This is a genomic window from Mucilaginibacter sp. P4_D1 (assembly GCF_056401935.1).
Genome location: NZ_JBFUIJ010000002.1, coordinates 408,232 through 434,619 on the forward strand (window position 1 = coordinate 408,232; position 26,388 = coordinate 434,619).

The 26,388-nt window shown below is 42.7% G+C and carries 28 protein-coding genes and 1 pseudogene; 9 read left to right on the top strand and 20 right to left on the bottom strand.

What is annotated here, in order from left to right; all coding sequences use genetic code 11:
* The first annotated feature begins 29 nt into the window (after positions 1-29).
* Positions 30-1,157 (top strand): SGNH/GDSL hydrolase family protein, encoded by a 1,128-nt coding sequence (locus AC1DV1_RS03625; protein ID WP_477355376.1) that lies wholly within the window; start codon positions 30-32, stop codon positions 1,155-1,157.
* Between the two features lie 245 nt (positions 1,158-1,402).
* On the opposite strand, the pseudogene AC1DV1_RS03630 reads toward AC1DV1_RS03625, so the two are convergent.
* The 4 genes and pseudogenes from AC1DV1_RS03630 to AC1DV1_RS03645 all read right to left on the bottom strand — a co-directional run.
* A pseudogene (locus AC1DV1_RS03630) lies at positions 1,403-2,056 on the bottom strand (phosphatidylserine decarboxylase family protein); the annotation flags it as partial.
* A 26-nt stretch (positions 2,057-2,082) separates the two neighbouring features.
* On the bottom strand, positions 2,083-2,889 hold the full coding sequence (locus AC1DV1_RS03635) for a phosphatidate cytidylyltransferase (RefSeq protein ID WP_477355379.1): 807 nt from the start codon (positions 2,887-2,889) through the stop codon (positions 2,083-2,085).
* The gene (locus tag AC1DV1_RS03640) at positions 2,886-3,098 is read right to left on the bottom strand and encodes a hypothetical protein (RefSeq protein ID WP_090651382.1); all 213 of its coding nucleotides are present in this window, start codon (positions 3,096-3,098) and stop codon (positions 2,886-2,888) included. Before AC1DV1_RS03640 ends, AC1DV1_RS03635 begins: the two co-directional genes overlap by 4 nt.
* Positions 3,098-4,045 carry a lysostaphin resistance A-like protein gene (locus AC1DV1_RS03645; protein ID WP_477355383.1) on the bottom strand — a complete coding sequence of 316 codons (948 nt, stop codon included), beginning with the start codon at positions 4,043-4,045 and terminating at the stop codon, positions 3,098-3,100. Before AC1DV1_RS03645 ends, AC1DV1_RS03640 begins: the two co-directional genes overlap by 1 nt.
* Positions 4,046-4,085: 40 nt before the next feature.
* Here AC1DV1_RS03645 and dusB point away from each other — a divergent pair, with 40 nt between their 5' ends.
* The 3 genes from dusB (at position 4,086) to AC1DV1_RS03660 (ending at position 6,109) form a co-directional block, all read left to right on the top strand.
* Entirely contained in the window at positions 4,086-5,078 is a 993-nt protein-coding gene (gene dusB, locus AC1DV1_RS03650; RefSeq protein WP_477355385.1) for a tRNA dihydrouridine synthase DusB, read from the top strand.
* A 47-nt stretch (positions 5,079-5,125) separates the two neighbouring features.
* Positions 5,126-5,512: a Co2+/Mg2+ efflux protein ApaG gene (apaG, locus tag AC1DV1_RS03655; RefSeq protein ID WP_147054231.1), complete on the top strand. Its 387-nt coding sequence runs from the start codon at positions 5,126-5,128 to the stop codon at positions 5,510-5,512.
* Positions 5,513-5,632: 120 nt separating this feature from the next.
* Positions 5,633-6,109: an HAD domain-containing protein gene (locus AC1DV1_RS03660; RefSeq protein WP_477355388.1), complete on the top strand. Its 477-nt coding sequence runs from the start codon at positions 5,633-5,635 to the stop codon at positions 6,107-6,109.
* A 92-nt stretch (positions 6,110-6,201) separates the two neighbouring features.
* Here the strand turns inward: AC1DV1_RS03660 and AC1DV1_RS03665 are convergent, their stop codons facing one another.
* The 5 genes from AC1DV1_RS03665 to AC1DV1_RS03685 all read right to left on the bottom strand — a co-directional run bounded on the left by AC1DV1_RS03665 (position 6,202) and on the right by AC1DV1_RS03685 (position 10,739).
* A complete protein-coding gene (locus tag AC1DV1_RS03665; RefSeq protein ID WP_477355391.1) occupies positions 6,202-6,636 on the bottom strand; it encodes a hypothetical protein in 435 nt (144 codons plus the stop codon).
* Between the two features lie 241 nt (positions 6,637-6,877).
* Entirely contained in the window at positions 6,878-8,464 is a 1,587-nt protein-coding gene (locus tag AC1DV1_RS03670; RefSeq protein WP_477355394.1) for a hypothetical protein, read from the bottom strand.
* Between the two features lie 116 nt (positions 8,465-8,580).
* The gene (locus AC1DV1_RS03675) at positions 8,581-9,621 is read right to left on the bottom strand and encodes a hypothetical protein (RefSeq protein WP_477355397.1); all 1,041 of its coding nucleotides are present in this window, start codon (positions 9,619-9,621) and stop codon (positions 8,581-8,583) included.
* A gap of 279 nt (positions 9,622-9,900) precedes the next feature.
* Complete coding sequence (locus AC1DV1_RS03680; RefSeq protein ID WP_477355402.1) at positions 9,901-10,242, bottom strand: hypothetical protein; 342 nt, start codon at positions 10,240-10,242, stop codon at positions 9,901-9,903.
* Between the two features lie 134 nt (positions 10,243-10,376).
* Positions 10,377-10,739, bottom strand: coding sequence for a hypothetical protein (locus tag AC1DV1_RS03685; RefSeq protein ID WP_477355405.1), 363 nt, complete (start codon positions 10,737-10,739; stop codon positions 10,377-10,379).
* 254 nt (positions 10,740-10,993) lie between these two features.
* On the opposite strand from AC1DV1_RS03685, the gene AC1DV1_RS03690 reads away from it, so the two are divergent.
* On the top strand, positions 10,994-11,371 hold the full coding sequence (locus tag AC1DV1_RS03690; RefSeq protein WP_477355408.1) for a DUF6249 domain-containing protein: 378 nt from the start codon (positions 10,994-10,996) through the stop codon (positions 11,369-11,371).
* Positions 11,372-11,444: 73 nt separating this feature from the next.
* Here the strand turns inward: AC1DV1_RS03690 and lnt are convergent, their stop codons facing one another.
* Genes lnt through rsmI form a run of 3 tightly spaced genes read right to left on the bottom strand, consistent with a single transcriptional unit; the run spans position 11,445 to position 14,351 of the window.
* Positions 11,445-13,070: an apolipoprotein N-acyltransferase gene (gene lnt, locus AC1DV1_RS03695; RefSeq protein ID WP_477355411.1), complete on the bottom strand. Its 1,626-nt coding sequence runs from the start codon at positions 13,068-13,070 to the stop codon at positions 11,445-11,447.
* A 19-nt stretch (positions 13,071-13,089) separates the two neighbouring features.
* Positions 13,090-13,626, bottom strand: coding sequence for a DUF1572 domain-containing protein (locus AC1DV1_RS03700; RefSeq protein ID WP_477355414.1), 537 nt, complete (start codon positions 13,624-13,626; stop codon positions 13,090-13,092).
* Between the two features lie 2 nt (positions 13,627-13,628).
* A complete protein-coding gene (gene rsmI, locus AC1DV1_RS03705) occupies positions 13,629-14,351 on the bottom strand; it encodes a 16S rRNA (cytidine(1402)-2'-O)-methyltransferase (RefSeq protein WP_477355417.1) in 723 nt (240 codons plus the stop codon).
* A gap of 132 nt (positions 14,352-14,483) precedes the next feature.
* Between rsmI and serS the strand changes: the two genes are divergently transcribed.
* A complete protein-coding gene (serS, locus tag AC1DV1_RS03710) occupies positions 14,484-15,755 on the top strand; it encodes a serine--tRNA ligase (RefSeq protein ID WP_477355420.1) in 1,272 nt (423 codons plus the stop codon).
* 22 nt (positions 15,756-15,777) lie between these two features.
* On the opposite strand, the gene AC1DV1_RS03715 is transcribed toward serS, so the two are convergent.
* The 6 genes from AC1DV1_RS03715 to AC1DV1_RS03740 form a co-directional block, all read right to left on the bottom strand.
* The gene (locus tag AC1DV1_RS03715; RefSeq protein ID WP_477355423.1) at positions 15,778-15,984 is read right to left on the bottom strand and encodes a GIY-YIG nuclease family protein; all 207 of its coding nucleotides are present in this window, start codon (positions 15,982-15,984) and stop codon (positions 15,778-15,780) included.
* 80 nt (positions 15,985-16,064) lie between these two features.
* Positions 16,065-16,478, bottom strand: coding sequence for a hypothetical protein (locus AC1DV1_RS03720; RefSeq protein ID WP_477355425.1), 414 nt, complete (start codon positions 16,476-16,478; stop codon positions 16,065-16,067).
* A gap of 257 nt (positions 16,479-16,735) precedes the next feature.
* The gene (gene ruvC, locus AC1DV1_RS03725) at positions 16,736-17,317 is read right to left on the bottom strand and encodes a crossover junction endodeoxyribonuclease RuvC (RefSeq protein ID WP_477355428.1); all 582 of its coding nucleotides are present in this window, start codon (positions 17,315-17,317) and stop codon (positions 16,736-16,738) included.
* A 19-nt stretch (positions 17,318-17,336) separates the two neighbouring features.
* Positions 17,337-17,975, bottom strand: a complete 639-nt coding sequence (gene aat, locus AC1DV1_RS03730) for a leucyl/phenylalanyl-tRNA--protein transferase (protein ID WP_477355431.1) — start codon at positions 17,973-17,975, stop codon at positions 17,337-17,339.
* Positions 17,976-17,986: 11 nt separating this feature from the next.
* On the bottom strand, positions 17,987-19,924 hold the full coding sequence (locus AC1DV1_RS03735; protein ID WP_477355434.1) for a DUF3857 domain-containing transglutaminase family protein: 1,938 nt from the start codon (positions 19,922-19,924) through the stop codon (positions 17,987-17,989).
* A 7-nt stretch (positions 19,925-19,931) separates the two neighbouring features.
* A complete protein-coding gene (locus tag AC1DV1_RS03740; protein WP_477355436.1) occupies positions 19,932-21,866 on the bottom strand; it encodes a DUF3857 domain-containing protein in 1,935 nt (644 codons plus the stop codon).
* A 377-nt stretch (positions 21,867-22,243) separates the two neighbouring features.
* Here AC1DV1_RS03740 and hflX point away from each other — a divergent pair, with 377 nt between their 5' ends.
* Positions 22,244-23,428, top strand: a complete 1,185-nt coding sequence (hflX, locus tag AC1DV1_RS03745; RefSeq protein WP_477355439.1) for a GTPase HflX — start codon at positions 22,244-22,246, stop codon at positions 23,426-23,428.
* Between the two features lie 114 nt (positions 23,429-23,542).
* Here the strand turns inward: hflX and AC1DV1_RS03750 are convergent, their stop codons facing one another.
* Positions 23,543-24,403, bottom strand: a complete 861-nt coding sequence (locus AC1DV1_RS03750) for a menaquinone biosynthesis family protein (protein ID WP_477355442.1) — start codon at positions 24,401-24,403, stop codon at positions 23,543-23,545.
* A gap of 140 nt (positions 24,404-24,543) precedes the next feature.
* Positions 24,544-25,164, bottom strand: coding sequence for a futalosine hydrolase (mqnB, locus tag AC1DV1_RS03755; RefSeq protein ID WP_477355445.1), 621 nt, complete (start codon positions 25,162-25,164; stop codon positions 24,544-24,546).
* Positions 25,165-25,261: 97 nt separating this feature from the next.
* Here mqnB and AC1DV1_RS03760 point away from each other — a divergent pair, with 97 nt between their 5' ends.
* Together AC1DV1_RS03760 and folE are read left to right on the top strand one after the other, a co-directional pair.
* Positions 25,262-25,678, top strand: coding sequence for a 6-pyruvoyl trahydropterin synthase family protein (locus tag AC1DV1_RS03760; protein WP_477355479.1), 417 nt, complete (start codon positions 25,262-25,264; stop codon positions 25,676-25,678).
* 9 nt (positions 25,679-25,687) lie between these two features.
* Positions 25,688-26,326, top strand: coding sequence for a GTP cyclohydrolase I FolE (gene folE, locus AC1DV1_RS03765; RefSeq protein ID WP_147054189.1), 639 nt, complete (start codon positions 25,688-25,690; stop codon positions 26,324-26,326).
* The last annotated feature ends 62 nt before the right edge of the window (positions 26,327-26,388 follow it).

Below are 26,388 nucleotides of genomic sequence, written 5' to 3' on the forward strand. Positions count from 1 at the left end.
ATCAATATTGCCTGTTCAATACAACTTTTATGAAAATAAGATTAGCAATAGCGTTTATTATACTGGCCGCGGGCGAAAGCTATGGGTACGCAAAATCAACAGATACCATTTTTGCAGCGCAGTTAAAACCTATCGGGCGTACCATAATCAACGGGCAGAATCAATTGGAGCTGATTACATCGGCAGCACATTTTGGCTTTAGCTTTAAGGGGACAGCGTGCGCGATATATGCCACAATTGCTGCAACCGGCCAGCATAATTACCTGCAATATGAGTTGGATGGTGTTTACCAAAAAAGGATCAGGATTGACGGTGGTGTAACCGCGCCGGTTATCATAAAGGCGGATGACCCTGGTAAGCACAGTGTTTGGGTATATAAAGCAACCGAAGCACATACCGGTGCAATAATCATTTCAAAAATAGCTGCCCCGGGTATAAAAAGCCTGGCGATACCCAAACTTCCGTTAATTGAGTTTATAGGTAACAGCATTACCTGCGGCGCTGCGGCCGATGATTCGGAAATACCCTGCGGAACCGGCGAATATCATGACCATCACAACGCCTATATGGCTTACGGGCCAAGGGTAAGCCGGGCAGTAAATGCCAATTTTGTTTTGGCCAGTGTAAGCGGTATTGGCATTTACCGTACCTGGAATAGGAATGGCCCTTCGATGCCGCAGGTATATGAGCATGCCGATTTCCAGGTAAGCAACCTGCAGAAATGGGACTTTAATACCTATATCCCTAAAATTGTAAGCATAGCCTTAGGCACAAACGATATGAGCAAAGGCGACGGCAGCGCCCGGGCGGCTTTTGATACCCTGCAATTTGTGGCCGATTATGTAAAATTTGTGCAGCTGGTAAAATCAAAATATTCCAAAGCGCAGATAGCCTTGCTGAGCAGCCCCATGATACGTGATACATCGAACACTATTTTACAGCACTGCCTAATCAGCATCAAAAAGCAAATAGATATCATTTACCCCAATGATAAACCGGTAGCCACCTTCTTTTTTAAGGCGATGGATGCTCACGGCTGCTCGGGCCATCCCAGCGTGGCCGATCACCAAATACTGGCCGATGAGCTTAAGCCATTTTTTAAAGGGTTGTTGAAAGCGAACCGACAGTCGCAAAAAAAGGGGAGGTCAAATTGGTGACCTCCCCTTTTCCATATTTTTAACCCGGATAACTACGCGTTCCCTTTCGGCTTGGCCGGTGCTTTTTTAGCGGGTGCAGCTTTCTTAGCCGGTTTTTCGGTTTTTTCAACTTCGGGATGATCAATAACTAAGGGCAATTCCTGCTGATGGCCTTCGTTAACTATTTCGGCTGGTTCATCATCAAAACTTTCGGGCCTGTTTATTTTTGCATGTTGTTCTTCGGCAACCGCGGCTAATCCGGTTGGCAGTTCGGCCAGGATGGTGCGACCGCCTTTTACCACATCGCCAATATTTACCAAAATTTTGGTTCCTAAAGGTAAAAATACATCCACGCGCGAGCCAAACTTGATAAAGCCAAACTGCTGGCCCTGCTCAACAATATCACCTTCTTTTACATACCATACTATACGGCGAGCCAACGCTCCTGCAATTTGCCTGAACAAAACCGACACACCCTCGCTATTTTGTACACAGATGGTAGTACGCTCGTTTTCTGTTGACGATTTTGGATGCCAGGCCACCAGGTATTTGCCTTTGTGGTATTTAAAATAACTTACCACACCCGCAATTGGGTTACGGTTTACGTGCACATTAACCGGCGACATAAATACCGACAGCTGGATGCGTTTATCTTTTAAAAATTCGGTTTCTTCGGTTTCTTCAATCACTACAACTTTTCCATCGGCAGGGCAAAGTACAGTGGTTTCGTCGGTGTTGATGTCAAAAAACGGGCTGCGGAAAAACTGTACGATAACCAGGAAAAAGAATCCCGATAAAATATAAATAAACCATTTAAGCGTATGCGCCTGCGGAAAGTAAAACTGTACAACCGCGTTAAGTACAAAAATAAAAAGTACCGTTATGGCTAATGAGGTGTATCCTTCTTTATGAAAAGTCATATTATAGATGATTTATTACAAAACTACTAATTTGAAATGAAGTATAAGTAAGCATAAACAATAGGCGCGGCCATTAATAATCCGTCGAACCTATCCAGCAGGCCGCCATGACCGGGTAAAATGCCGCCGCTATCCTTTACGTTGATGCTGCGTTTAAACATCGATTCAACCAGGTCGCCCAGGGTACCGAAACACGAAATAAGGATAGCTATGGTTACCCATTGTTTCCAGGTAAGTTCGGTATAAAAGTGGCCAAGTATTAAAGCGGCAACGGCGCTGATGATGATGCCGCCAATTAAGCCCTCGTAAGTTTTTTTAGGCGAATGACGTTCAAACAGCTTGGTTTTGCCCATTTTGCTGCCTACCAGGTAAGCGCCGGTATCGTTGCTCCACAAAATAATGAGGAAGGCCAGCGGGATATGGAAGTTAAAAACAGCGCCCGCGCCCATAAAAGCCATGGCGTGGAAAAACATGAATGGCACTACAGCAAAAATTATCCCCAGGAAAGTAAAGGCAATGTTGGTGAACGGTGCAGGAGTTTTTTTATATAATTCCTGTATAAAAATGGCGCTGAAAGTAAGGGGTAATAAAAATATTAAACGCCAGGCGGGGAAGTAAAAATTAGCGGCAACCAGCAAAAAAAACAAGGCACCGTTGATAATGCCGGTTTCGCGGCTGGCTGTCATGCCTCCCTCCCGCACCAGTTTATAAAATTCGAACAGGCAAAAGGCGGATAATAAAAGGTAAAACCCGCTGAAAACGTATGAGCCCAACAGGTTTGAGGCAATCATCACGATAATAAAAAAAAAGCCGGTGATGGCGCGTAATTTCATAAACTAATTTGATTGAGGATCATGATCTCGATGGCCTTGCTAAAATCCTCCTGGTGAATGTAAACTTCAATATCGCCGAAGGCACGGTGCGATGAATCTTGTTTGTTTAATAAAACGGTATCGATATGATGGCGGATAAGTACTTGTTTAACAATCTCTGATTGATAAAAATTGGATGAACTAAAAATTTTGACCCAGTTTTTTTCCATTAATTACTCAGCGCCGGTTTTTTTTGCATCGATACATTTCTATATATAAAAAGCAAAAATAATACAATTATCAAGCTAAAAGCATAGGCCCATAAATTAAATACGTGCTGATCATCGGGATTAAGCTTAACTATTTTTTGATTATACAGATAAGTAATAACCACAGCCGAGCCATTATTTAAAAAATGGCCCCAAACACCCGTCCAGATGCTGCCGCTATAGGCTACAAAATATCCAAATATGGCGCCCAAAAACACCCGCGGCAAAAAAGTAAAAAACTCCATGTGAAAAGCACTGAACAGGATAGCAGTTATCCAGATGGCGGCATGTTTGTTTTTGGTAAGGCGTACAAAAATGGTTTGGATAACCCCGCGAAACAAAAACTCTTCGGCAATGGCGGTAAGCAGGCCAACCACAAACACCGCCCAAAGCATGCTCCAGATGTTTTTCATGCTGAGCATAGCTTCAGTAGCTTTTTGTGCCGATTGCTCGGCCGCCCGCATCCACTCTTCCAGTCCTTTTAACGAAGCGGGTAAAACCAGCTTTTGATTAATATCGGTTAAAGCCTCCATTATGGGATTTGAAAACAGCATAATGGTAAATATCAGCAGCAAAAACACCGGGTTGAAGTTGAAGGAGGGCTTCAGGTACTCGCGGGTATTGTTCATAATCAAGCGGGCGAAAATTACCGGAGCCAGAAACAGCGGGATAGTTGTGCTTACTATTTGCAATATCCACAACGCCGAACCCAGATGTGGGTTGCCGGTATTAAATGCGAAGGTATCGGTAAGGGTTTTCATCCCAAAAACAGCCATTATAACGCCGGCTGCTATCGCCGAAAAAACGATTACCAGGCCAACAGTTACCCCGGTAATGGTTAAAAACTGCAGGAAGGGATTAATGGTATTTGTTTGCGGAGTGTACTGTTTTATAGGTTCTTGTATCATTTAGGGTAATTTTCGTATTTTTGCAGGGCTAAAGATAAGCATGTCTGTACAAATAGGAAATATTGATTTAGGAGAGTTCCCGCTGTTGTTGGCGCCGATGGAAGATGTGAGCGATCCTCCCTTCCGTTACGTGTGCAAGCAAAACGGTGCGGACATGATGTATACCGAGTTTATCTCGAGCGAAGGCCTCATCCGCGATGCAGCGAAAAGCCGCCAGAAACTGGATATTTTTGAGTACGAAAGGCCCATTGGCATCCAGATATTCGGCAGCGATATTGATCATATGCGCGAGGCTACCGAAATAGCATCCCTTGCCGGGCCCGATTTGATGGATATTAACTACGGCTGCCCGGTAAAACAGGTAGCCTGCCGTGGCGCCGGCGCCAGTTTGCTACAGGATATTGATAAAATGGTGGCCATGACCAAAGCGGTTGTTAACGCTACCCACCTGCCCGTAACTGTAAAAACCCGTTTAGGCTGGGATGATAATACCAAAAATGTTTATGAAGTGGCCGAAAGGCTGCAGGATGTAGGCATAAAAGCCCTCACTATTCACGGCCGTACCCGCGCGCAGATGTATAAAGGCGTGGCCGATTGGTCGTTAATAAGGGATATTAAGAAAAACCCGCGTATAAAAATCCCCATTTTTGGCAATGGGGATATCGATTCGCCCGAAAAAGCGGCCGATTGGAAAATGGAATTCGGCGTTGATGGTATGATGATAGGGCGTGCGGCTATTGGTTACCCATGGATTTTCAGGGAAATAAAACATTTTTTTAATACCGGCCAGCATTTAGATAAACCAACCATTACCGAACGTATTGCAGCCTGCTCAACCCACCTGCAAAAATCTATAGAGTGGAAAGGCCCAAAAACGGGCATTTTTGAAATGCGCAGGCACTATTCAAACTACTTTAAAGGGATTGAACACTTTAAAGAATTCCGGATGAGGCTGGTAACGGCAGGCAATTTAGAGGAGGTGCAACAGATACTGGCCGAGATTGACGAAAAATATGCCATAGAAATGGCTTAATATTTGTTCGCTTTCATTATATTTGAATTTAACGAGACAAAATCCTCATGGTTACCACTATTACTGACGGTGTTAAGGTTTCCATAGAAACCATATATCAGCCCGAGTATTCTAACCCGGCTAATGATCATTTTATGTTTGCCTACAAGGTAAGCATCGAAAATATGAGCAATTATGCTATCCAGCTAATTAGCCGCCACTGGTATATTTTTGATTCCAACGGCGCCAAGCGCGAAGTGGAAGGCGAAGGTGTGGTAGGCCAGCAACCGGTGATAGAACCAGGCCATGCGCACGAATACGTTTCGGGCTGTAACCTTAAAACCGATATGGGCAGCATGAAAGGCGAATACCAGATGACCCGCCTGATGGATAACGCCAGCTTTAATGTACAAATCCCGGAGTTTTATTTGATAGCGCCGTATAGGATGAATTAGCCCCCGGCCCCCTGAAGGGGGAGGAAGAAAATATAAAGCCTGGATGAGTGATTGTCCGGGCTTTTTTGTGGGTGGAAGTGGAGTTTCCTTTAAGATGAATAATTAGTATAAATTTGTATTATGTTGATTTTATTAGATATAGATGGTGTATTAGTCCCTGCAAACTCGTGGAGAGAACCAGAGTTCATGGCCGATGGCTTTCCTATGTTTAATTCAAGATCGGTAAAAGCACTTCAGCGAATTCTTTCTGAAACCAACGCATCTGTTTTATTAACAACCTCGCATAAAACGAAATATAATGTAGCGCAATGGCGAGACTTATTAAAATCAAGAGGAATTGAGCCCCGAAGAGCACAAAGACTGACGACAAACAGTTTGCAAACAAGTCGTAAAGATGAAATATTGCAATGGTATGAGAAAAAGCATGTAGCCAACGAGGAATTTGTTATTATCGACGACGACAAAAGGTTAAATGATTTGCCTGAAAATATAAAAAACAACCTGGTCTTGACCAGCCCTTCAGTTGGCTTAACCGATGATCTTGCCGATGAAGCTATTTCCATTTTGCATATGCGGCAGCGGGAAATACTTGCATAGCCTAATTGTCCGGGCTTTTTTGTGGGTAAGAAAGAAACAAACGCTACACCAATTCATGATCACCGGAGTGAGTAAAACACCTCAGGTCCAAATCACCCCCGCAATTGGATTATTCGGATTAAAAATTCAAAGTCCAAAGCCTTAGCACTTTTGTCTTTAAAATCAGATTCAGAAAGTTCAACATAGCCAAGTTGTTTAAGCCATCTGTTCAGAATATAAAACCATTCTTCTTCTCCTCGCTCGTAAAGGTTTACAATATCGTCGGTATGTAGCAGGACTAAATCCTGTGCCCTTAAAAATTTCTGTGTTTGACTATAAACGAAGACAATACTTTTTTCTTCATAACCTAAGTTCAGATAAAAGTCAATAAAATTTTGTTTGCTTTTATTCATCCTGTCTTTAGGATTGTTTTTAATTCCCTCTTTCCATTTGTTGTGAGCTTTAAAAAGTGAATAAAAGAAATAAAGAATGGCATATACCAATACAATCGCAAAAAAGCTGAAGATAAAAATTAAACGATGGGCCATTATAAAACAAATGTGCTATAAAATTTAGATTTTGCAGTAATAAAGAATAGGGCACAAAATAACTGCCAAAATTTTGGCACAGGAGTTATAGGTTGAGCGATGTTTTGCCCTTTTCGTTTATTAGGCACATTGAGCGGACCTGCAGTGCCCCGCATAAGACTGCGCCAGCAGATAGTCGTTGATTGAATTATCGGCAGCTATCGCCCTCCTATCGGTTTTCCTTCGCACTTTCCGCCCACCCTTAAAAATCCAGCAATTTATTCTTTACTACATCGGCATGCTGTTCATCCGTCAGATAAACAACCTCGTCTTCGTACGGAAGTATGTAGAAACTTCCCGCCAAATTATTTTCCTGGCCTAAGTGTTTAATGAATGAGGCAAACGCATCACCCAGCCATCCGTTCGCTGTATAGAATGTGTGAGCGTGCAACCTTCCATTAAATAAATATTGCAATTTTATGCCGCCTTTTATTTTTTTCTGGGTGATTTTGGTTGGATTAAATGCACCATGGGTAATCCCGGCAAGATTCTTTAAACCCTCACTATAGGGAGCCTGCGGGCTCATCATCTCCGAACGTAAAGAATAGGTTACCCCAGGAAAATTTGATAACAATTTATTGATCGAGTATCGGTTATCCGCTTCGGCATCATCAATAGCCTTTGCTATTTCAGCTTCCGAAAGATGTGCAAAAAGGCCAATCTTTCTCCAGCCGGCTATGGTACTATCAATTCTGCCCGAAGTTAGCGTATTGTCATAACTATCCATGCTTACAAGCATGTAGGACATGCAGGGATCTTTCATAAATATTTCGGCCTGCTCTGCCTGCAGTGCAATAAGGGCGATATGCCGGTAAATACCGTCCTGGCGGGCACCCATACTGAACATGATATTATGCAGCCGGAATGGTGATTGCTGATCTGCCAAAACCTTATTGAAAATGCGGTAAAGGAAACCGGTAAATGCATAGGTGGGTTGAATCCCTTTCTTGTTTCCATATTCGAAAGTATTGCTGGTGTGCTTATAAACACGCCCGTTGCAGGTTAAACTCACCTTATATTTAATTTCCGGCATACCGGGTATTGATGAAGCCGAATCACGGGCTGTAGTGTAACTAAAGTTGGTAAAATTAAGCCCAGGCAGTATTGATGCAATATCCCGGTGCATCTGCTCCAGCCAAAGGTGCGGATCATCAGGATATTTTTTAAGGTTGAGCGTTCGGTCCAGCGTGCAATAGTCGTTCAGCTCAAATGCCGATTCTATTTTGCCAGTCCGGATATCGTTCTGCAGCCGCACGAACGACGAATCATTTACTATGCCGCTTTTGTGTAATTGTTCTGCAACCGGCATCAATTTGCCCGGAGCCAGCCACTCCAGCCGCGAACTCATTTCTACCAAACTACCTGTCAATTGTACTTCGGCTACGTAAAGGCCGCTATCGATATCTTTAAGCGTGTGCGAATAAACCCTATCGGTGAGCAATCCGGCTTTATTAATTTTATTCAATAAAACGCGCAGGGATATATTAATACTGTCCTTGTTTTTTATATGTTTTATATAGCTATCACTATAAGAAAAAGAAATACCCGTTTTACGAGGGTTTACATGAAATACTTTTTGCAGCATAATGCCGTGCAGGCCCGCAAGAATGGCAATACGGTACGAAACATCATTTTTATACCTTTTAAGGTCTGTTTTCAGCGCCGCCACCTGTTTTGCCGATATTACCCGGAATTTAACAAGGCTGTCAACAGCAGCCGATGGCGACTGGGCGCAAACCTTGTTGAATAAGCCGCAAAAAAGGACGAGGATGATAAGGCGGCGTTTCATAACTATGAAGATAAGCATTGTAACGTGATTTACGAACCGTGTAGCCAATGTGTTTGCCGATAGGCGATGATACCACATGGGGACTATAGTCCGGCTATCGGCAGCATGGTACTTTCTTATTTGTCACTTTGTTTAGGCTTGGTACCGGCGCCGCGCACGTTCGAAATTTTATTGAGTACATCAAACCAAAATGGTGCGCCCATCATAATTGCCGCAACGGTAACAGACAGTCCTACAAGTTTAGAAAGCACAAAAAAGATAATATCCCATCCCTGTAAATTGAATTCGCTGGCATTCCAGCCCAGGGGCAGCGAATCTTGCAAAACTGCTTTGGTTGCACTAATATCGGCAACTTTTTCATTCATGGTTTTTACCAGTTGTTGGGCAGATACCTCCAGTTTTTGTTTTGTCGCGGTATCTTTAACCGTTGTGGCAAGTTTGTTAATATTGGCAACCTGTTTTATATAGGTACTATCCTTAATGGCAGCATCAGCTTTAATTGCAAGGCTGGCCCTTGCCTGGGGGTTATTGTACAGGTATTTGGCAATTTCTATGGTATCGGCATTTAATGCAATACATACAATAACCCCGGTAAGCAGGGTAAACCTGCGAGTATATTGTTGTTTTAGCGTACCGGTAAGGCTGTTCATATTACTATCGTACCAGTTTTCCATTTTTGACCGGAATAGTTCAATTCCTCCGGTGGTTTTAACGGTCATGGCTTTAAAGGTATCTTTTGCTTCGGTTGCGTAGATGAGGAAGGTGCGCCTTAGTTCGTCGGAAAGAGCCGTGGAACTGCTGATGGAAGAAATAATCTCGTCGATAGATTTAGGGCCGGAAATGGTAGAAAAGGTGAAAATCTTATCCAACAAAGCAGAAACAAAATTCTTAGCATCAATATATGATGGGGCCTTGTTTGTAGGCGACAATGCTGTTAAAGCACAGTGGTTCATGATCACCTGCCCCAGCGGCGTTTTAATTCCCTTAGCATCTGTTATTTCGGTATCGAAAATACGCAGCAGCCATTCGCCCAATATTTTTGCCCTCACCATGGTGACGGTTAAAACAATTTCGACTATCGAACTTGAAATTATACTTAAAAGGAAAAAGATAAAAAATAAACCTATTACAAGGTCAAGTATTGGGAACCCGCTCATCGTGAAAAAAAATTTAGGTTAATTAATAAGATACCGCGTTAATGTTTTTTAATGATTTTAACCAGGTTTAAATATTTTGCTTAGGTATTGTAAATCAAGTAATTCAGGGAGTCTTACTAAGTCAAACTTAGCTAATCATTAATTTACTACAAAGAGATATCTTAAAAATATTTTCAGTATAAATTAATTGGGCAACGGGCGAGCGGCCTTTGTGATAGATTGTTTGTTTATAAAGACAACTCCAAAAATGGCCGCCGAAAAATATTTATCGCCGAAATGTTACTCATCGATATAATAATTGTAATCATCATCGTCATACCTTTTCACGTCTGCCATCGGGGCAATGGTTTTGATAACGTCTTTTTCAATGATAACATCGCAGTATTCTGAATTTAACTCGTTGCAATGCGGGCAAAGCTCATTTTCCAGGATACCGTAAGCCCTAACCCTATCCAGGCCGGGAGCGCCAATATCATAGCGGTGATTCCCGCGGGCCAGCTTATCGTTTACTTTATATTCGTATTGCCAGGTTTCTGCAAATTTAAACTGAATCCTGTGGGTAAATAATTGCCCGCAGTGCTCACACTTAAAATCGATAATTAGGGTGTTGAATGTGCCCATTGTTTATTATTTGGCTTGATGTTCTTTTGCTCCGTTTAAAGTACAAAATCCTGGATGAAACGGGCACACAGGGTTTGCATATTCATTACTTAACATGGTGTTTACCCGGCAACTCCAACAACGGCTTTGGAGCTTTATTTTGAATTAAGAAAATCCTTGTATTCTTCCTGAATCATTCCGGCCGAAACAAACCTGGTTTCTGTAGCCGCATAACTATTTATTGCAAACGCCAGTGCCTCATCTATGGATTCGAAATTATCGATAATATAAGGTTCATCAGGATCTAACGGATCAAAATGGTAAATATCTGTAAAGAGCTCATTGCCATCATCAAAACATTCAATATAGCATATACTATATGTCGCATTTCTTTCTTTATCAATCCGTAGCCATTTCAAAACAGTGTAACCATCGTGTTTTTCATGATTTATCCACTGCTCAACAGATTTTCCAAGTTTTAAATTGGATTTCAATTGTTCTTCGGTTAAATAGCGCATTGTTCTGTTACAATTGATTGTATGGATTGGGGTTCGCGTGTCCGCACGAAGCCCGGTGATGTAAACAATAATGAGTGAATTACGTGCGGTCTCCCGAATACCTTTCTCCTATTCTTGTCTCTAAGCTAACACTTATTTAAACTTTTTTGATACCGCCTGTAACCTCCTTCAAAACCATGTTGTCAAAGCTTACAAATACACCAGTTTGGGTGATTGAAAAAAGAACTTTATTAACTTATTAAAACTTAAATAAAATGGACACCGGGAATTTAGCAGTATTAATGGTAATCATTGTTTCACTTGGTCTGTTTGTAATGATATTTGGAATAGTATATCTTAACAAACGCGAAAAGCTGGCAATGATAGAGCGGGGTATGGACCCACGCAGTTACAAGCCTCAATCGGCACCTTATCAAAACTTAAAATGGGGCCTGTTACTTATTGGGGCCGGCATAGGATTGTTTTTAGCTTTTGTTTTGGGCCATACGATTTTCCATAGTATAGATAACGATGATATTCCGGCACTTTACTTTTCACTTATAGCCATATTTGGCGGTGGCGGCTTGTTCCTATCATACCGGATAGAAAAAAAGGAAGTGCTGGATAAAGAAGACGCAAGGGCCGGGAAATAATTGACTGAGCCAATTAACAAAAAAGGCCTTTCTGATCACCGGGAAGGCCTTTTTTGTTTGTGCCGGGAATGAATTAAGCGACGACAGGTTTCTTTTTAACCCAAGGTTTTATGATGATAAACAGGATGAGCAAAACGGCTATGCCGCTGCCGGCCATGGGCAGGTAATCGCCGTGCATCACATAAAAAGTAAGGTCGGAATTTAGGTTGATATCTTGTTTGATGGCCGTTTTGGTCCACCATTTGGTTTGCTGCACAACATCGCCCCGCTGGTTAATAAATGCCGAAATCCCCGTGTTAGCCGATTGGGCTACCCACCTGCGTGTTTCGATGGCGCGCAGTTTGGCATAATCCAGGTGCTGATCTTTGCCCGATGTGTTTTCCCACCAGCCATCGTTGGTAATAATGGCTATAAATTGCGCCCCCTTTTTTACCGAGCGTGCAATATATCCCCCAAAAATAGATTCATAACAGATAACCGGATCGACACCGATACCGCTTTGCGAATAAAAAACATCGGCATCTGCCTGGCTGCCGTAGGCCCCGGTTGCGCCCCCAAGGTGCTCAAAAACAGGCTTTAAAAACGATAAGGCCTTGCCAAAAGGCAATGATTCGGCCCCCGGCACCAGCCGCGATTTATGGTAAAATTGCGGGTCGCCGTCGTTTTCAATATTCAATGCAGTACTAAAACTATCTGCATAAACGCCAGGTTGTTGCGTTGGGCTTGCGGTAACTGTTTTGCGGGTATTGTATAGTTTGTAGGTTTCGGCCCCGGTTACCAGGTTGCCGTTTTTATAGTTATGCAAAAAGGCGTGCGCCTGCCTGTAGTAAGGGTTTTGCTGTATCCGGTCTTCATCTATATAATCGGGGATGGCCGTTTCGGGCCATAAAATAAACTCCGTATTGGGCTGCGCTATGCCCTTTGAAAGGCTGACCATAATATCAATCTGGGTGGCCGTGGGAATGGTCCCCTCCTTTTCATACGGATCGATATTTGGCTGAACAGCAACAATATTTGATGGATTGCTTTGCTCTGTGTAGTTATAATAGGTATATAACGAGAAGCCGAGTGGCAAAACAATGGCCACCACAAACCCGCTGATAAGCTTTAACCTCAATTGTTTGGTTTGTGCCTCGCGCAGGCCAACGTAAATTAAAAAGACCAGGATGTTTACTACCCAAATCCAAATGGTGCCACCATAAACGCCGGTATATTCGTACCATTGAATCCATTGATGGCTAACAGCAAAGCCATTGCCCAGCGTCATCCAAGGAAAGTTTAAATCCCAGCTTTGGTGCAGGTATTCGTACCCTACCCATAGGCAAACCAGGCCGGCCAAGCCCCAGCTGCGGGTGGTTAACAACCTTAAGCGGTAATATAGCCAGCAGGCAGTAGCCATAAGCAATGGGCCTAATGAATAAGGGATCAGCGTAACCGGGATGGCTGCCACGTTGCCAACCTGTTTCAAGGCGTTGTAAACCCAGTATACAGATCCTACATTCCATACAAAAAAGCCTATGAATGCAGTATTGAAAACCAGTTTTCCTTTTTTGGCAGATGTAGATTGGATGATGTTCTCCATCGCCAGCAGCATGGGCACAAAGCCGATAAAAAGAAGGAACGTTGTATAAGGTGTTGGCGGCCAGGCTATCCACAACAATAAACCGGAAAGTATGGCTAAGGGAAGATTTTTTTTCATTAATAAGAGTAAGAGGGATCTATTTAAAGGTATCGCCGGGGTTTGCAAATTTATCGGCGTTGTACTTGTCGGAATTTCCTTTTGGGATAGATAGCGAATGCCATTTTGATCCTGTTATCATTTTGCCGATAAAAACAATCTGGCCGATATGATAGGGATAATGGGCCAGCTGTCGGTTTATAGCATCCTCGATACGGTGCGGCTCGTTGCGAATTTTCACTGTTTTTTCCCAGTCTTCGGCGGTTAACGAGTTTAGGGCGTTAAACAAACAATCCCAACCCTGCTCCCAGGCAGCCATGATCTGTTCGCGGGTATTAGTTGTTTCTTCAAATTCTGTGTCGCGGTTTCGCCATTCTTTCTCGCCATCGGTGATTAAAAAATTGGTCCATCGCGAGAGCATGTTGCCCGATAGGTGCTTGATAATAACGGCAATGCTGTTGCTTTCGGCGTTAAACTGCCAAAACAGGTCGGCATCATTTAATTGCGCAAATGTTTTTTCGCCYAACTTTTTGTAATAGGCAAACTGTGTGATGGCACTCTTCAAATAAATATCCATGGCTATTCGTCGTCGTTATCGTCGTCTTTGTACTTGTTCTTTGCCGGCTTCGGTTCGGCACCGGCCACACACATTACAAACTCGCCTTTTAGCGGATGTGTTTCAAAATATAATTTTACTTCGGCAACCGTTCCCCGCACGGTTTCTTCGAACATTTTAGTGAGCTCGCGCGATACCGAAATGAGCCTGTCGGCACCAAAATACAAGGCCATTTCGTCCAGCGTTTTCAATAAACGGTGCGGCGACTCATATAGTATGATCGTGCGCTCTTCTGTAGCCAAAAACTTATAGCGGGTTTGGCGTCCTTTTTTCAACGGTAAAAAACCCTCAAAACAAAATTTATCCGTAGGGAACCCCGAATTTACCAGTGCCGGCACAAATGCAGTAGCGCCAGGGAGGCATTCCACATCCAAATTGAATTTCAAAGCTTCGCGCACCAGGAAAAAGCCCGGATCGGATATCGCTGGTGTACCAGCATCGGATATCAGCGCTATGTTTTTACCCTGCAGCAAAAATTTAATGATCTCGTTTGACGACTGGTGCTCATTATGCTGATGATGGGCAAATACTTTCTGGTGAATGTCAAAGTGTTTTAACAGTGGTGCCGATGTACGCGTATCCTCGGCCAAAATCAGGTCTACCTCTTTCAACACGCGAAGCGCCCGAAGGGTGATATCTTCTAAATTACCTATTGGTGTTGGAACTAAATATAATTTGCCTGGCATGTAGTTGTAAGTTTTGAGTTTTGGGTTTTGAGTTGAGTGATGGGTTTCGGGCAAATTAACTATTTACAAAAAACTCATAACTCAGTACTCCAAACTGATAACTCGTTATATCTTTGCCTAAAAAATAAAATAATGCTGCAAGTTAGTTATATCCGGGATAACCGGGAACAGGTTTTGGAACGTTTGGCTGTAAAAAATTTTAAACAGCCCGAACTGGTTGATGAGTTAATAGGGTTAGATGACAAACGTCGCTCCACCCAAACCAGCATGGATAACGTTTCGGCCGAGGCCAATGCAGCATCAAAACAAATTGGCGACCTGATGCGTGCCGGTAAAAAAGCCGAGGCAGAAGAGATTAAAGCCAAAACCGGTGCCTGGAAAGAAGACATCAAAAAATTTGGCGATCAACTGGCTGCTACCGAAGAAGAACTTTACCAAAAACTGGTGTTGCTACCCAACCTGCCACATAGCTCGGTTCCCAAAGGCTTAACGCCCGAAGAAAACGAAATTGTTTTGGAGAATGGTGCAAAGCCGGAATTACCAGCCAACGCCCAGCCACACTGGGAACTGGCTGCAAAATATAACCTGATTGATTTTGAACTGGGCGTTAAAATAACCGGCGCTGGTTTCCCCGTTTATAAAAAAAAAGGGGCCAAACTGCAAAGGGCGCTCATCAATTATTTTATTGACGAGGCTGAAAAAGCGGGTTACGGCGAAGTAAGCGTTCCGCTGATGGTTAATAAAGATTCTGGTTTTGGCACCGGCCAGCTGCCTGATAAAGAAGGGCAAATGTATTTTGTAAATGAGGATGAGCTATACCTGATCCCTACCGCCGAGGTGCCTATCACCAATATCTTTAGGGATGTAATTTTAAAGGGGGATGATTTGCCAGTTAAACATTGCGGGCATACGCCATGTTTCCGCCGCGAGGCAGGTTCTTATGGGGCGCATGTGCGCGGGCTAAACCGCCTGCACCAGTTTGATAAGGTAGAGATTGTACAGGTGGTACACCCGGATAAATCATACGAAACATTGGAGCTAATGAGTACCCATGTACAGGGTTTGCTGCAAAATCTTGGCTTACCATACCGTGTGCTACGCTTATGTGGCGGCGATATGGGCTTTGCATCGGCTTTAACTTATGATATGGAAACCTGGAGCGCGGCGCAACAACGTTGGCTGGAAGTATCATCCGTATCAAACTTCGAGACATTCCAGAGCAACAGGCTCAAACTGCGTTTCCGCAATGCCGAAGGCAAAACACAATTAGCACACACCTTAAATGGTAGCGCACTGGCATTGCCACGCATTGTTGCTACGTTATTAGAAAATAACCAGACTGAAAAGGGGATTAAAATACCAGAGGTATTGGTGCCTTATACTAAGTTTGAGTGGATTGATTAACTTTTTGCAACAGTATCATAAATTAAATAATGTCATTGCGGGCGCAGCGCGGCAACCTCATCGCCAACAAATTTAAAGCGCTTGCAATGACATTTATCCATAGCACTCCATTATTAACTTTTTGCTTACGTTGTGCAATGCGGCTTTGTAAATCGTTGGTTACGCCAATGTAGAAGACCGTATTGGCTTTATTGGATAAGATGTAGATATAGTATTCGTGAACCTTCATGATTGACGTGCATGGCGGCCAAGGTTGGCGACGAGGTTGCCACGCTATCGCTCGCAATGACAAGGGGGTAAATTTATTTGCTAACTTGATGCTTTTGCCATCAAAGCCATAACCGGGGCGTCGAAAATATTGGCGAAGGCATTTACAAAGCTGTTGCCCTTTTCGGCGTTTTTAAAATCTTCGGGATAAAAAATGTAATCAACCCCCAGCACTTTTAAAAGACTATCAACCCTGGTATGTTCTTTTTGCTTGTAACAGCAAACCTTTATTTTATTGTAGGCTGGGTTTGATTGTAAGCGACGCAATATCTTTTCTATGTCGGCGTTTAAATGATCGTAGTCAAAAATTACCAGGTTGGGTTTCTGCTCGTGAATGGATGGGAAAATATGACTCGTCGTCGAAATATGCTTAAATTGTTTATTATTCGGCAACAACTCAACCGAAAAAGTATCGGGAGCAACCAATAGCACATTCTTAGACCGTACTCGGATCATGATCAATCAATTAAGGGGACTTAAAAGTAATTGTTAAAGTGCACTTTGTCAACAAATTATTGCTTATTTTAAAAAAATAATGCAAAAAAGTATAGTTTGTTGCAAATTTAATAGGTTGACAGACACGGGGTTTCTTTTGGGTTAAATCGCTTTGCCCCTAAATTAACCCTCGTCGGCCATGGCGACTTATACGGGAGAAAAACACAAAATGTTACCGAGGCTTGGTTGGTTTTTACGATGACACCGGTGGCCCGAATTTATACTATCCTCTTAGCGTTATCTTTCACAAATGTATCCCAGCCCGAGTATGATTTTTTACTGCCCGAGGCAGATTTTGTGCTTGTACCCATCCTTTGAAAAGAATGGCAAACGGCAACAGCCAGGCCATCGGTAGCATCTAAAAAATCGGGCGTTTCTTTAAACTTTAACAAGTTTTGCAGCATGGCCGCAACCTGCTCTTTAGTGGCATTTCCGTTGCCGGTTATTGATTGTTTTATTTTGCGGGGAGCATATTCTGTAATATCTAAATTGCGCGATAGTGCCGCCGCTATGGCCACACCCTGCGCCCTGCCCAGTTTAAGCATTACCTGGATGTTTTTACCATAAAACGGAGCTTCGATAGCCAGGCAATCTGGATGGTAATTGTCAATAAGGGCAACGGTTTTTTCAAATATGCGCTGTAGCTTCAGCATATGGTCGTCAAGCTTTTCCATTTTTACCACACCAAGGGCAATAAGCTCTATCCTGGGGCCGGTTTCTTTCACCAGGCCATAACCCATAACGGCGGTTCCGGGGTCGATTCCTAAAATAATACGCTCTTTTGTGCTGGCCTGTTGCATACCCCTCAAAGGTAACCAATCAAAGTAAACTATTGTGCAAAACGGCTATATATTGCTCCCGCGATATCATTCGCGCGCCCATAGATTCCAGGTGGCTGGTATGCACCTGGCAATCAATCAGTTTAAATTTATTGGTTTGGCACAGGTAAATTAACGCTGTTTTTGAAGCGTTACTTACTTTGCTAAACATGCTTTCGCCACAAAAAACATCGCCCACCCAAACGCCATAAAGCCCCCCAACCAACTGGCGCTGCTCCCATATTTCAACAGAATAAGCATATCCTTCAGCATTCATGTTGATGTAGGCGGCAAGCATATCGTCGGTAATCCAGGTGCCGTCCTGCCCTTCGCGCGGCGCAGTTGAGCAGGCTTTTATAACATCGGCGAAACAGGTATTGGTTGTAACCCTGAATCGGTTGGAACGGAGTATTTGTCCCATTGATTTGGAAATTTTTAATTCATCGGGATACAGCACAAAGCGCTCATGGGGCGAATACCACAGGATAGGCGAATCGTCGCCATACCATGGGAAAATGCCATTTTGATAAGCTAACAACAGCCTTTGGGTTGATAGGTCGCCGCCTACAGCCAAAAGCCCGTCTGGTTCGGCCAGATCGGGCTCAGGAAAAAGTAAACGTTCATCGAGCCTGAATATCATCAGGCGCAAATTTAAGCTTTGCGGCGTATCACCAGTTTTTTATTTTGCGCTTTAGCAATGGCGTCAAAATAGGTTTGCATTTCGTTGTATTTGGTTGCAGGGATTACATGGTTGGTTAAATTGAATTTGGTGCTATTAATTACCTGGTTTTTAGCAGCGTCGTATGTGTACTTAACCTCATAGGTACCGTAACCAAATTTGAGGCTTTGGCTGGCTGGCAAGGTTTCAACCTCGAAGCCCTGGGGAAGGTCGATAGTGGTAACGCACGTTTTTAACATCGGGTTATCAAAGTAATAATCATACTTGCGTTTGTCGACAACCGGAATAGTTAACTGCCATAAATCAAAAACACGTGGACGGTAAAACTGCTTATCTCCAGACGCAACGTCAACAAATTTATCGTATTCCAATTCGATATTTATCTCTTTAACGCCGTCCTTATCTGTTGAAGGTTTGAATTCAAAAACGGAAGGTTGTTTCATATTGAGCCGTCGTATCATTCTTTGTTTTTGGTCGTCGGTTTTTAACGACGCAAGGGCAATATACCCGTCCCTGTAATCGCCAGTGCTCGAAATCTTTATCTGCGCCCTGGCTCCGCCATCTGCATCTAATATTAAGTGCGCTTCGCTATTAAACTGGTTATCGGTATCCTTACTTTTGGGGGTACAAACCAATTTACCTCCCGTTTCTGTTACTAACAAGGCATTCCGGTTTTCGGTAAACGACCCTAATTTGCCAAATGGCTGAGTCATGCTTGTACATTCCAGCCATGTTGTATCGCTTTTAAGCGGCACACACAAAATTACATGGTTAAATGGGTCGCTTGGGAACGAAGGTTCTGCTGGCTCTTCATTTGTGCCGGCATTTATTATCGTATAATAGGACGGAATATTAACGGCCTTTAACAGTGCATACATGTAATTTGAAAGCGCCTTACAGTCGCCGTATTTTTTTTGATCTACAAAAGCTGCCGGAAATGGCTTTAGGCCTCCGATGCCTAACTGTATACTTACATAACGCATATTCTGCTGCATATATTCGTATAAAAATCTGACTTTTTCTTTGTCGGTTTTTATATCGGCCGTCATTTTCCTAATCGCATCAGCTCTTTCCGGACTTAGCGTACATACATCGGCATTTAATGCAAGCTGCCATTTACCGTAGCTTTCCCAACTGCTTATATCCCCCGGCAGGCCAGCAAACTGAAAAGAGTTAGTAGCAAACAAGATTTTGGGAAGTACCTGCCATGCTAACGCATCGTCTTCGGGTTTAATAGCCTTTAAGTTGCTTACCTGCCAGGTATACTTGTCCAATTCTCCATCTTTGGTTTTTTCGGGCTTAATTTGGATATGCTTGTTCATATATCTAAAGCCCAATGATGGGTTAACGCTTATCTTGTATTCGGCAAATTGAACAGATTTTTCAGAGCCTTCAATATTCCACTCGCTTAAATCAAGATAGCTGTTCATGTCTTTTTCATAGGTTATCTCAATTGTTGCGGGGTAGCTCGCAATGGAATGTTCCTGTATCAAGACACGATCATCTGTAACGATTGATATTCCATCAACGGCTGCATGGTCATAAAAGTCGCTTTTCCGATATTTTTTTATCTGTACGCCCGCAGCATTATATATCATCATTTGAACATTATCTATGCTGGTAAATTTTTTGTCGTAACCTAACACCAGGGCGGCGTTGCCGTCGCCCTTTTCATTTAAAACAGCAATAATACTATGATGCTTTTTTACCATATGCCCTAGGCTCTTTACAATCACTTCGTCGCTTGAATAACGTACAACAGCATTTGCATCCTCCTTCAACGAATCGGGTATTGTTGCCGCGATATAAAGCTCTTTAGGGATGTTTTTATCCTGGCTATGCCCCTGGGTGTATAGCGCACATAAGGCTGCTGTGGTGAGCAGCAGCCTGGTGTAATGTTTAATAAACATAATCGTATTAGCCTTTTTTAAGTACAATCTGCTCGTTAAGCATATCATACATTTTTTTACAAAACTCACGGAACTCGGGGTAGTTCTCCTTAAAATACATCGACTTTTTATGATCGATGCTAAAGCGAACCATTATTGATCCATCCTGCTCGGCAACCATGCGTTTAAAAACTACAGTTCCATCGGGTATGGCCATGCTGATGCTTTTGGGCATTGCATCAATTTTATATCCTGTCGGAATTTTAAAAATGCCGGTTATTGCGTAGTTATCGCGGTAGCCAAAATCAATATCGGTAAAGCGGTTTTCGGCCAAAAACGGGTTTGTTTTAAGGCCGGTAAACAGATTTGAGTTAAAATAAATGTAATTATCATCGCTGCCCGTAAGGTCGAGGTTAAAGTTGAGTTTTTGACGCAACGGCAGCGTGTCAATATCCATATTCTCAAACGTAAGCGCCGATATTTTAAGGTTGTTATTTTCCTCGCGTAAATAGTCGTTATATTTTTTTTCGCCGTCGGTTTTATACTTTTTGGTGTATTTTATTTTGTTGTAGCTAAAGCTACTGATATCGGCGCTGCCGCTCATTTTGCCATCGGGCTTAATTTCGGCATTCAATAAAACAACCTGGCGTACGGGCTCCGGTTCCTGTAAAAACGAAAGTTCATATACCTTGTTGGCGTCATCAATATAAAAGCCAAAGGAGTTTAAAAAGTTATCGGGCACTCTGTTGTAAAGGTTGTATTTGCTGGTTGCATCAAGGGCGTAATATTTAGCACTATCAACCGGGATATAGGCAATCATGCTGTTAAATTGATAAACGCTCGGGTAGCTTGGGTTTATGCGGCCGTTTGCACGTGTGCTTACCATCATGGGGTAAACTTTTAATCCCGCTTTTTTTAACAAGTGGTAAAGCACAACATTTATTTCGGTAGAGTTACCCACTTTTTTCTCCCATGCTTTCGGCGTTCCGTCTGTACTGTTAATGTCGTAAATATCATTCCACTTCATCGTGTTTTTAACCTCGTTAAAAACATAGGCAATTTTTTCATCATCAGTTTTAAGGGCTTTTGCCTTGTTGATGATTAACTCTTCGCCTGTTAATTTCCTGTTTAGCTGCCCGCCAAAATCCTCGTTATTTATCCTGTTTTCGCCAACTTTTTTCCACGAATCCTGGAAGTTGGGATAGAAATAACCGGGAATGCGAATACTTAACAACTGGAAAAGGATACGTTCAGAATTATCATTGCGGGCGTCCATATAGGGCTCATCTTTTAACGATGGAATATTGGCCATAGCCTCGGTATGGGTATTTGACGAACTGGTTTTATCAATTACGTAAGGCGAGTGCAGATTTTGCAACCTTTTATAAGTTAAAATATCCGGGATGTTAGTATCTAATTCGCTGTATCTGGTGGGGAGGTCGCTTTGAAAATACCAGTCGGGAAAATCGCTCACAGAGGCACTGGTTAAGCGGTATTTATATTCGATGATACAACCGGGTTTTACATTTGGAAATGAAAAAACCAGCGCCGAGTAGTACTTATCTACGGCTTCAGTAAAGATCTGCTTTTTATCTACCTTAATAATTTCAACGGCACCATTGGTTAAATTAATAGTTTGAGCCTGCAGGCCGGTTATATATTGTGAGCGATTGGCGCTATAATATTTTATGCGGATGTTGGCCTCATCCTTACCATTATCGTTAAAAATTTTGATGCGCTTGTGCCTGTCGGTATTGATATTGTATTGCGTATCAAAATACGTATCGCCTTTATCGAATAGAATTTCGGCGTTGGCATCGGGCTCAAAATCGCATTTGGTCATTTCCAGGTCGGCCTTATCAACTTTACCGAAAGATTGGGCGGTTGGCAAGGGGGCAGTAGTTTGTGCGTTTGCGGTAATTGCTAAAGATCCCAGCAATAGCAGGGAAAAGATTTTGTTCATGTCAATAAGGTTTAATCAGTACGAATATAATAATAGGAAAATGATTCTTGTTAAAATAAATAAAACAATTTATTTATTTGTTTGTAATTGGGCAACGTGTTTTTGGCTGGGCAAACGCATTTAAATAGTTAACGGCGATCAGTTTAGTGTTAACCATGTTAAAAATGCAAAATATTGATTGTGAAATACTTATAAAAAAATGTCTGAAATGTGTTAAGTTATGTTAACCCAATTAGATGCGTTTGCCCTATGTTTTTTGTAAAACATATTTTATTAGTAATGACAGTCAATTACCTTTGTATGTGCTATTTTGGCGTTAAATAGGCCCGTTTGTGCTATATTAGTAAATTGGCACCGCGATTGATATACCATAGTTAATGAAGCAAAAATTTTATGATACTGCTGTGAAGCAGGAAAAAGCTGTTTTGGTTGGCGTGATGACACCCCACGTAACCGATGAGCAGGAGAAAGAATATTTAGAGGAATTGGAGTTTCTGGTTGCTACGGCAGGCGGCGAAACAATAACTCATTTTACCCAAAAGCTACAAAGGCCCGATAGGGCTACCTTTGTGGGCAGCGGCAAGCTGGAAGATATTAAGGCTTTTGTTATTGAAGAAGAGATTGATATGGTGGTGTTTGACGATGAACTATCACCATCGCAATTGCGTAATATTGAAAACGAACTACAGGTAAAGATTCTTGACAGGAATAACCTTATCCTGGATATTTTTGCCAATCGCGCGCAAACCGCCCAGGCCAAAACCCAGGTAGAGCTGGCCCAGCTACAATACCTACTGCCACGCCTTACCCGTTTGTGGACTCACCTTGAGCGCCAGAAGGGTGGTATCGGTATGCGCGGACCGGGTGAATCGCAGATTGAAACCGACAGGCGTTTGATTTTGAATAAAATAGCCTTACTGAAAGAGAGATTAAAGCAAATAGACAAGCAAAATGAGACCCAGCGCAAAAACCGTAGCCAGATGGTGCGTGCTGCGTTGGTAGGTTATACCAACGTTGGCAAATCGACCATTATGAACATGGTATCCAAATCGGAAGTGTTTGCCGAAAACAAACTGTTTGCCACATTAGATACAACAGTAAGGAAAGTGGTGCTGGAGAATGTCCCCTTCCTGTTATCAGACACGGTTGGTTTTATTCGCAAGCTACCTCACCAACTGGTAGAGTGTTTTAAATCGACCCTGGATGAAGTGCGCGAAGCAGATATTCTGGTTCACGTGGTAGATATTTCGCACCCTAATTTTGAGGATCAGATACGTACCGTTAACGAAACCCTGAAAGATATTGGCGCTATTGATAAACGGATGATAACGGTATTTAATAAAATAGATGCCTTTAAACCGGAAGATCACCAGATAGAGCAGCAGGAAGAGCCGCTAACGCTGGATGATTTTAAACACAGCTGGATGGCCAAAAACAATAGCCCGGCCATATTTATATCTGCTACCAAAAGGGAAAACGTAGATGAGTTCAGGAATTTACTTTATGAGGAAGTGAAAGCGATACATACCGAAAGGTATCCGTATGATCATTTGTTGTATTAAACGGCGAAGCCCCCTAACCCCCTGAAGGGGGGATTTTTGATTCACTATGTCCATAAATAAAACGGCCCCTCTGATGAAAGAAGCGCCGTTTTATTTTAAACGACTGTTCCCCCTTCAGGGGGTTAGGGGGCTTAGAAATATTTCCTGGTTTATTTGCGGGATAATGTGTTTTTCCTGGGCCGTATCAAAAAGCAACTTTATCGCCTTCCTTCCCTCCTCTCCCAATTCAACAGAATATTTATTTACATATAAATCAATGTGCTTGTACATCACCTCTTCACTCATTTCCTGGGCGTGCGAGCGGATAAACTCGAGGCCCGATTTTGGGTTGGCAAAAGCAAACTCAACCGATTTACCTAATACCCTGTTTAGTTTATGCTGAACATCTGCAGGCAGGTTACGGCTAGCCACAATGCCGCCAAGCGGAATAGCGCAGCCGGTTTGCTTTTCCCAATGATCGCCCAGATCGATGATCTTTTTTAGGCCCCTATCCTGGTAGGTGAAGCGGTTTTCGTGGATAATCAATCCTACGTCAACCCGGCCTTCCAGTACCGCGTTCTCGATATCAGAAAAAACAAGTTCTACTTTGTTAATCGCCTTGGGGAAAGCGTTGCCTAATAAAAAATTGGCGGTAGTGTACTTGCCGGGGATTCCTATTTTGAGGTTCGGGTTGCCGGTTTCGAGTTGCGAGAGTAGTTTTTCCGGATCTGATTTGCAGATCAGCATCGGGCCTACGCCGAAGCCCAGGGCACTGCCCGAATCTAACAGCACATATTTATCGGCCACGTAAGCAAAGGCATGGTAGCTAAGTTTAGTCACATCCAATTCGCCGCGAAATGCTTTTTGGTTCAGGGTTTCTACATCATCATAAAAAACCTCAAACTCCAGGCCTTCGGTGTCAATTTTATGGTGAATAAGGGCATCAAAAATAAAAGTATCGTTGGGGCAGGGCGAAAAGCCGAGAGTTAATTTCATATAGGTTGTACGTGTTACGTTTTAAGTTGTACATTTTACAGCTCCACGTATAACGTACTACGTCAAACGTAAAACCTCGGCTTGCGTTTTTGAAGCTCCACGTATAACGTACCACGTCAAACGTAAAACCTCAACCGTAATTAAAGCCGAATGATTGCGTCAATCAGATCGATGGCAAAGGTATTCAGATTTTTTATGGCCAGCCCTATCTGCCAGCTGTCCCGATTACGCTTTTCAACATAATTTGACACAGCCCTGATTTGGATGCAACGCACGTTAACCTGTTGGCAGGCATAAAAGAAAGCCGCACCCTCCATACTCTCCAGTTGTGGGTTTAAGCGATCTTGAACCTTTTTTATAGAGGCATCATTCCCATGAACGGTATTTACTGTAATGGCGCGGGCTTTTTTCAAATAAAAGTTACTTTCAACCTCATCTAAGGTAGTTGTTGGTTTATAGGTAACCTCGCCAAAGCCCAAAACGTTCATGGGGATAAACTGTTCGTCGTCTTCCGCACCGGTTTCAGCAAAGGTATCGTCGGTTACTTCTACTACAAAGCCGGGTTCAATGCTTCTGTCGAAGCTGCCTGCAATACCTAAATTTATTACCAGGTCATACTTGTTTTGAGCAAAATGACGCCCCAGGGCAAAGGCTGTGGGAACCATGCCTGCGCCGGTTATTAAAACATCTATCTTGCTACCAAAGTATTTGGCTAAAGGTTCAACTTCGGGTGCTGTTGCGGCAACAATTAATATAAGCATATTGCTTTTTGTACGTTTTATTTACAGATTTTTGACCACGAATATAAAACAACTGGCCTGTTTTTGTTTTGTATATTTGCACCCACTTATTATTATGATGATACATATAACGCGCAAGGAACATTTTAATGCCGCTCACCGGATGTACCGTGAGGAATGGAGCGCTGAAAAAAACAATGAGGTATTTGGCAAATGTGCCAATCGTAACTGGCATGGTCATAATTACAATTTATTTGTAACGGTTAAGGGCGAAGTTACCCACGCTACCGGCTATCTGATGGACTTGAAAGAGCTTAAGGTTATTATTAACGAGCACGTTATTGAAAAGCTTGATCATAAAAACATCAATTTGGATGTTGAATTCATGGCGGGTAAAATGGCATCTACGGAGTTGCTTTGCATCGAGATTTTTAATCAGCTTAAGGCGCCAATTGAGGCTTATGAGGGGGTGTTTTTACACTCGGTAAAACTATATGAAACTGAAAATAATTCCGCGGAATATTTTGGCGGATAACCGGATAAAATGATTGATAAAAACCACATCCCCGACCGCGACGATGATATTGACGGTTACACCAAAATAGACAGGTATAACCCACAACTGATTGAAAACCTATCGGCTCATTATCTTGACGTTTTAAAACAAATTGGTGAAAATCCTCAAAGAGAAGGGCTATTAAAAACGCCGGAACGGATAGCCAAAGCAATGCTGTTTTTAACTCATGGTTATGACCTGGATGCTAAAAGCATTTTGAATTCGGCCATGTTTAAAGAGGAATACAGCCAGATGGTAATTGTAAAAGACATAGAAGTATACTCGATGTGCGAGCACCACATGCTGCCATTTTTCGGAAAGGCGCACATAGCCTATATTCCTAATGGCTATGTGGTTGGGCTAAGCAAAATACCACGCGTAGTTGATGCTTTTGCCCGCAGGCTGCAGGTGCAGGAGCGCTTAACCAACGAAATTCGCGATTGTATACAGGAAACCTTAAACCCGGTTGGTGTAGGCATAGTAATTGAATGCCGCCACCTGTGCATGAGCATGCGCGGTGTGCAAAAGCAAAACTCGGTAACCACCACATCGGCTTTTACCGGCGAGTTTTTAAAAGAAAAAACCCGTACGGAATTTTTAAATTTAATAAGTTCTAAATTAAGTTGATTAAGTGAATGGTTGATTAGTTGAGTGGTTTCAGAAAACAAAAACCACTCACTTAATCAACT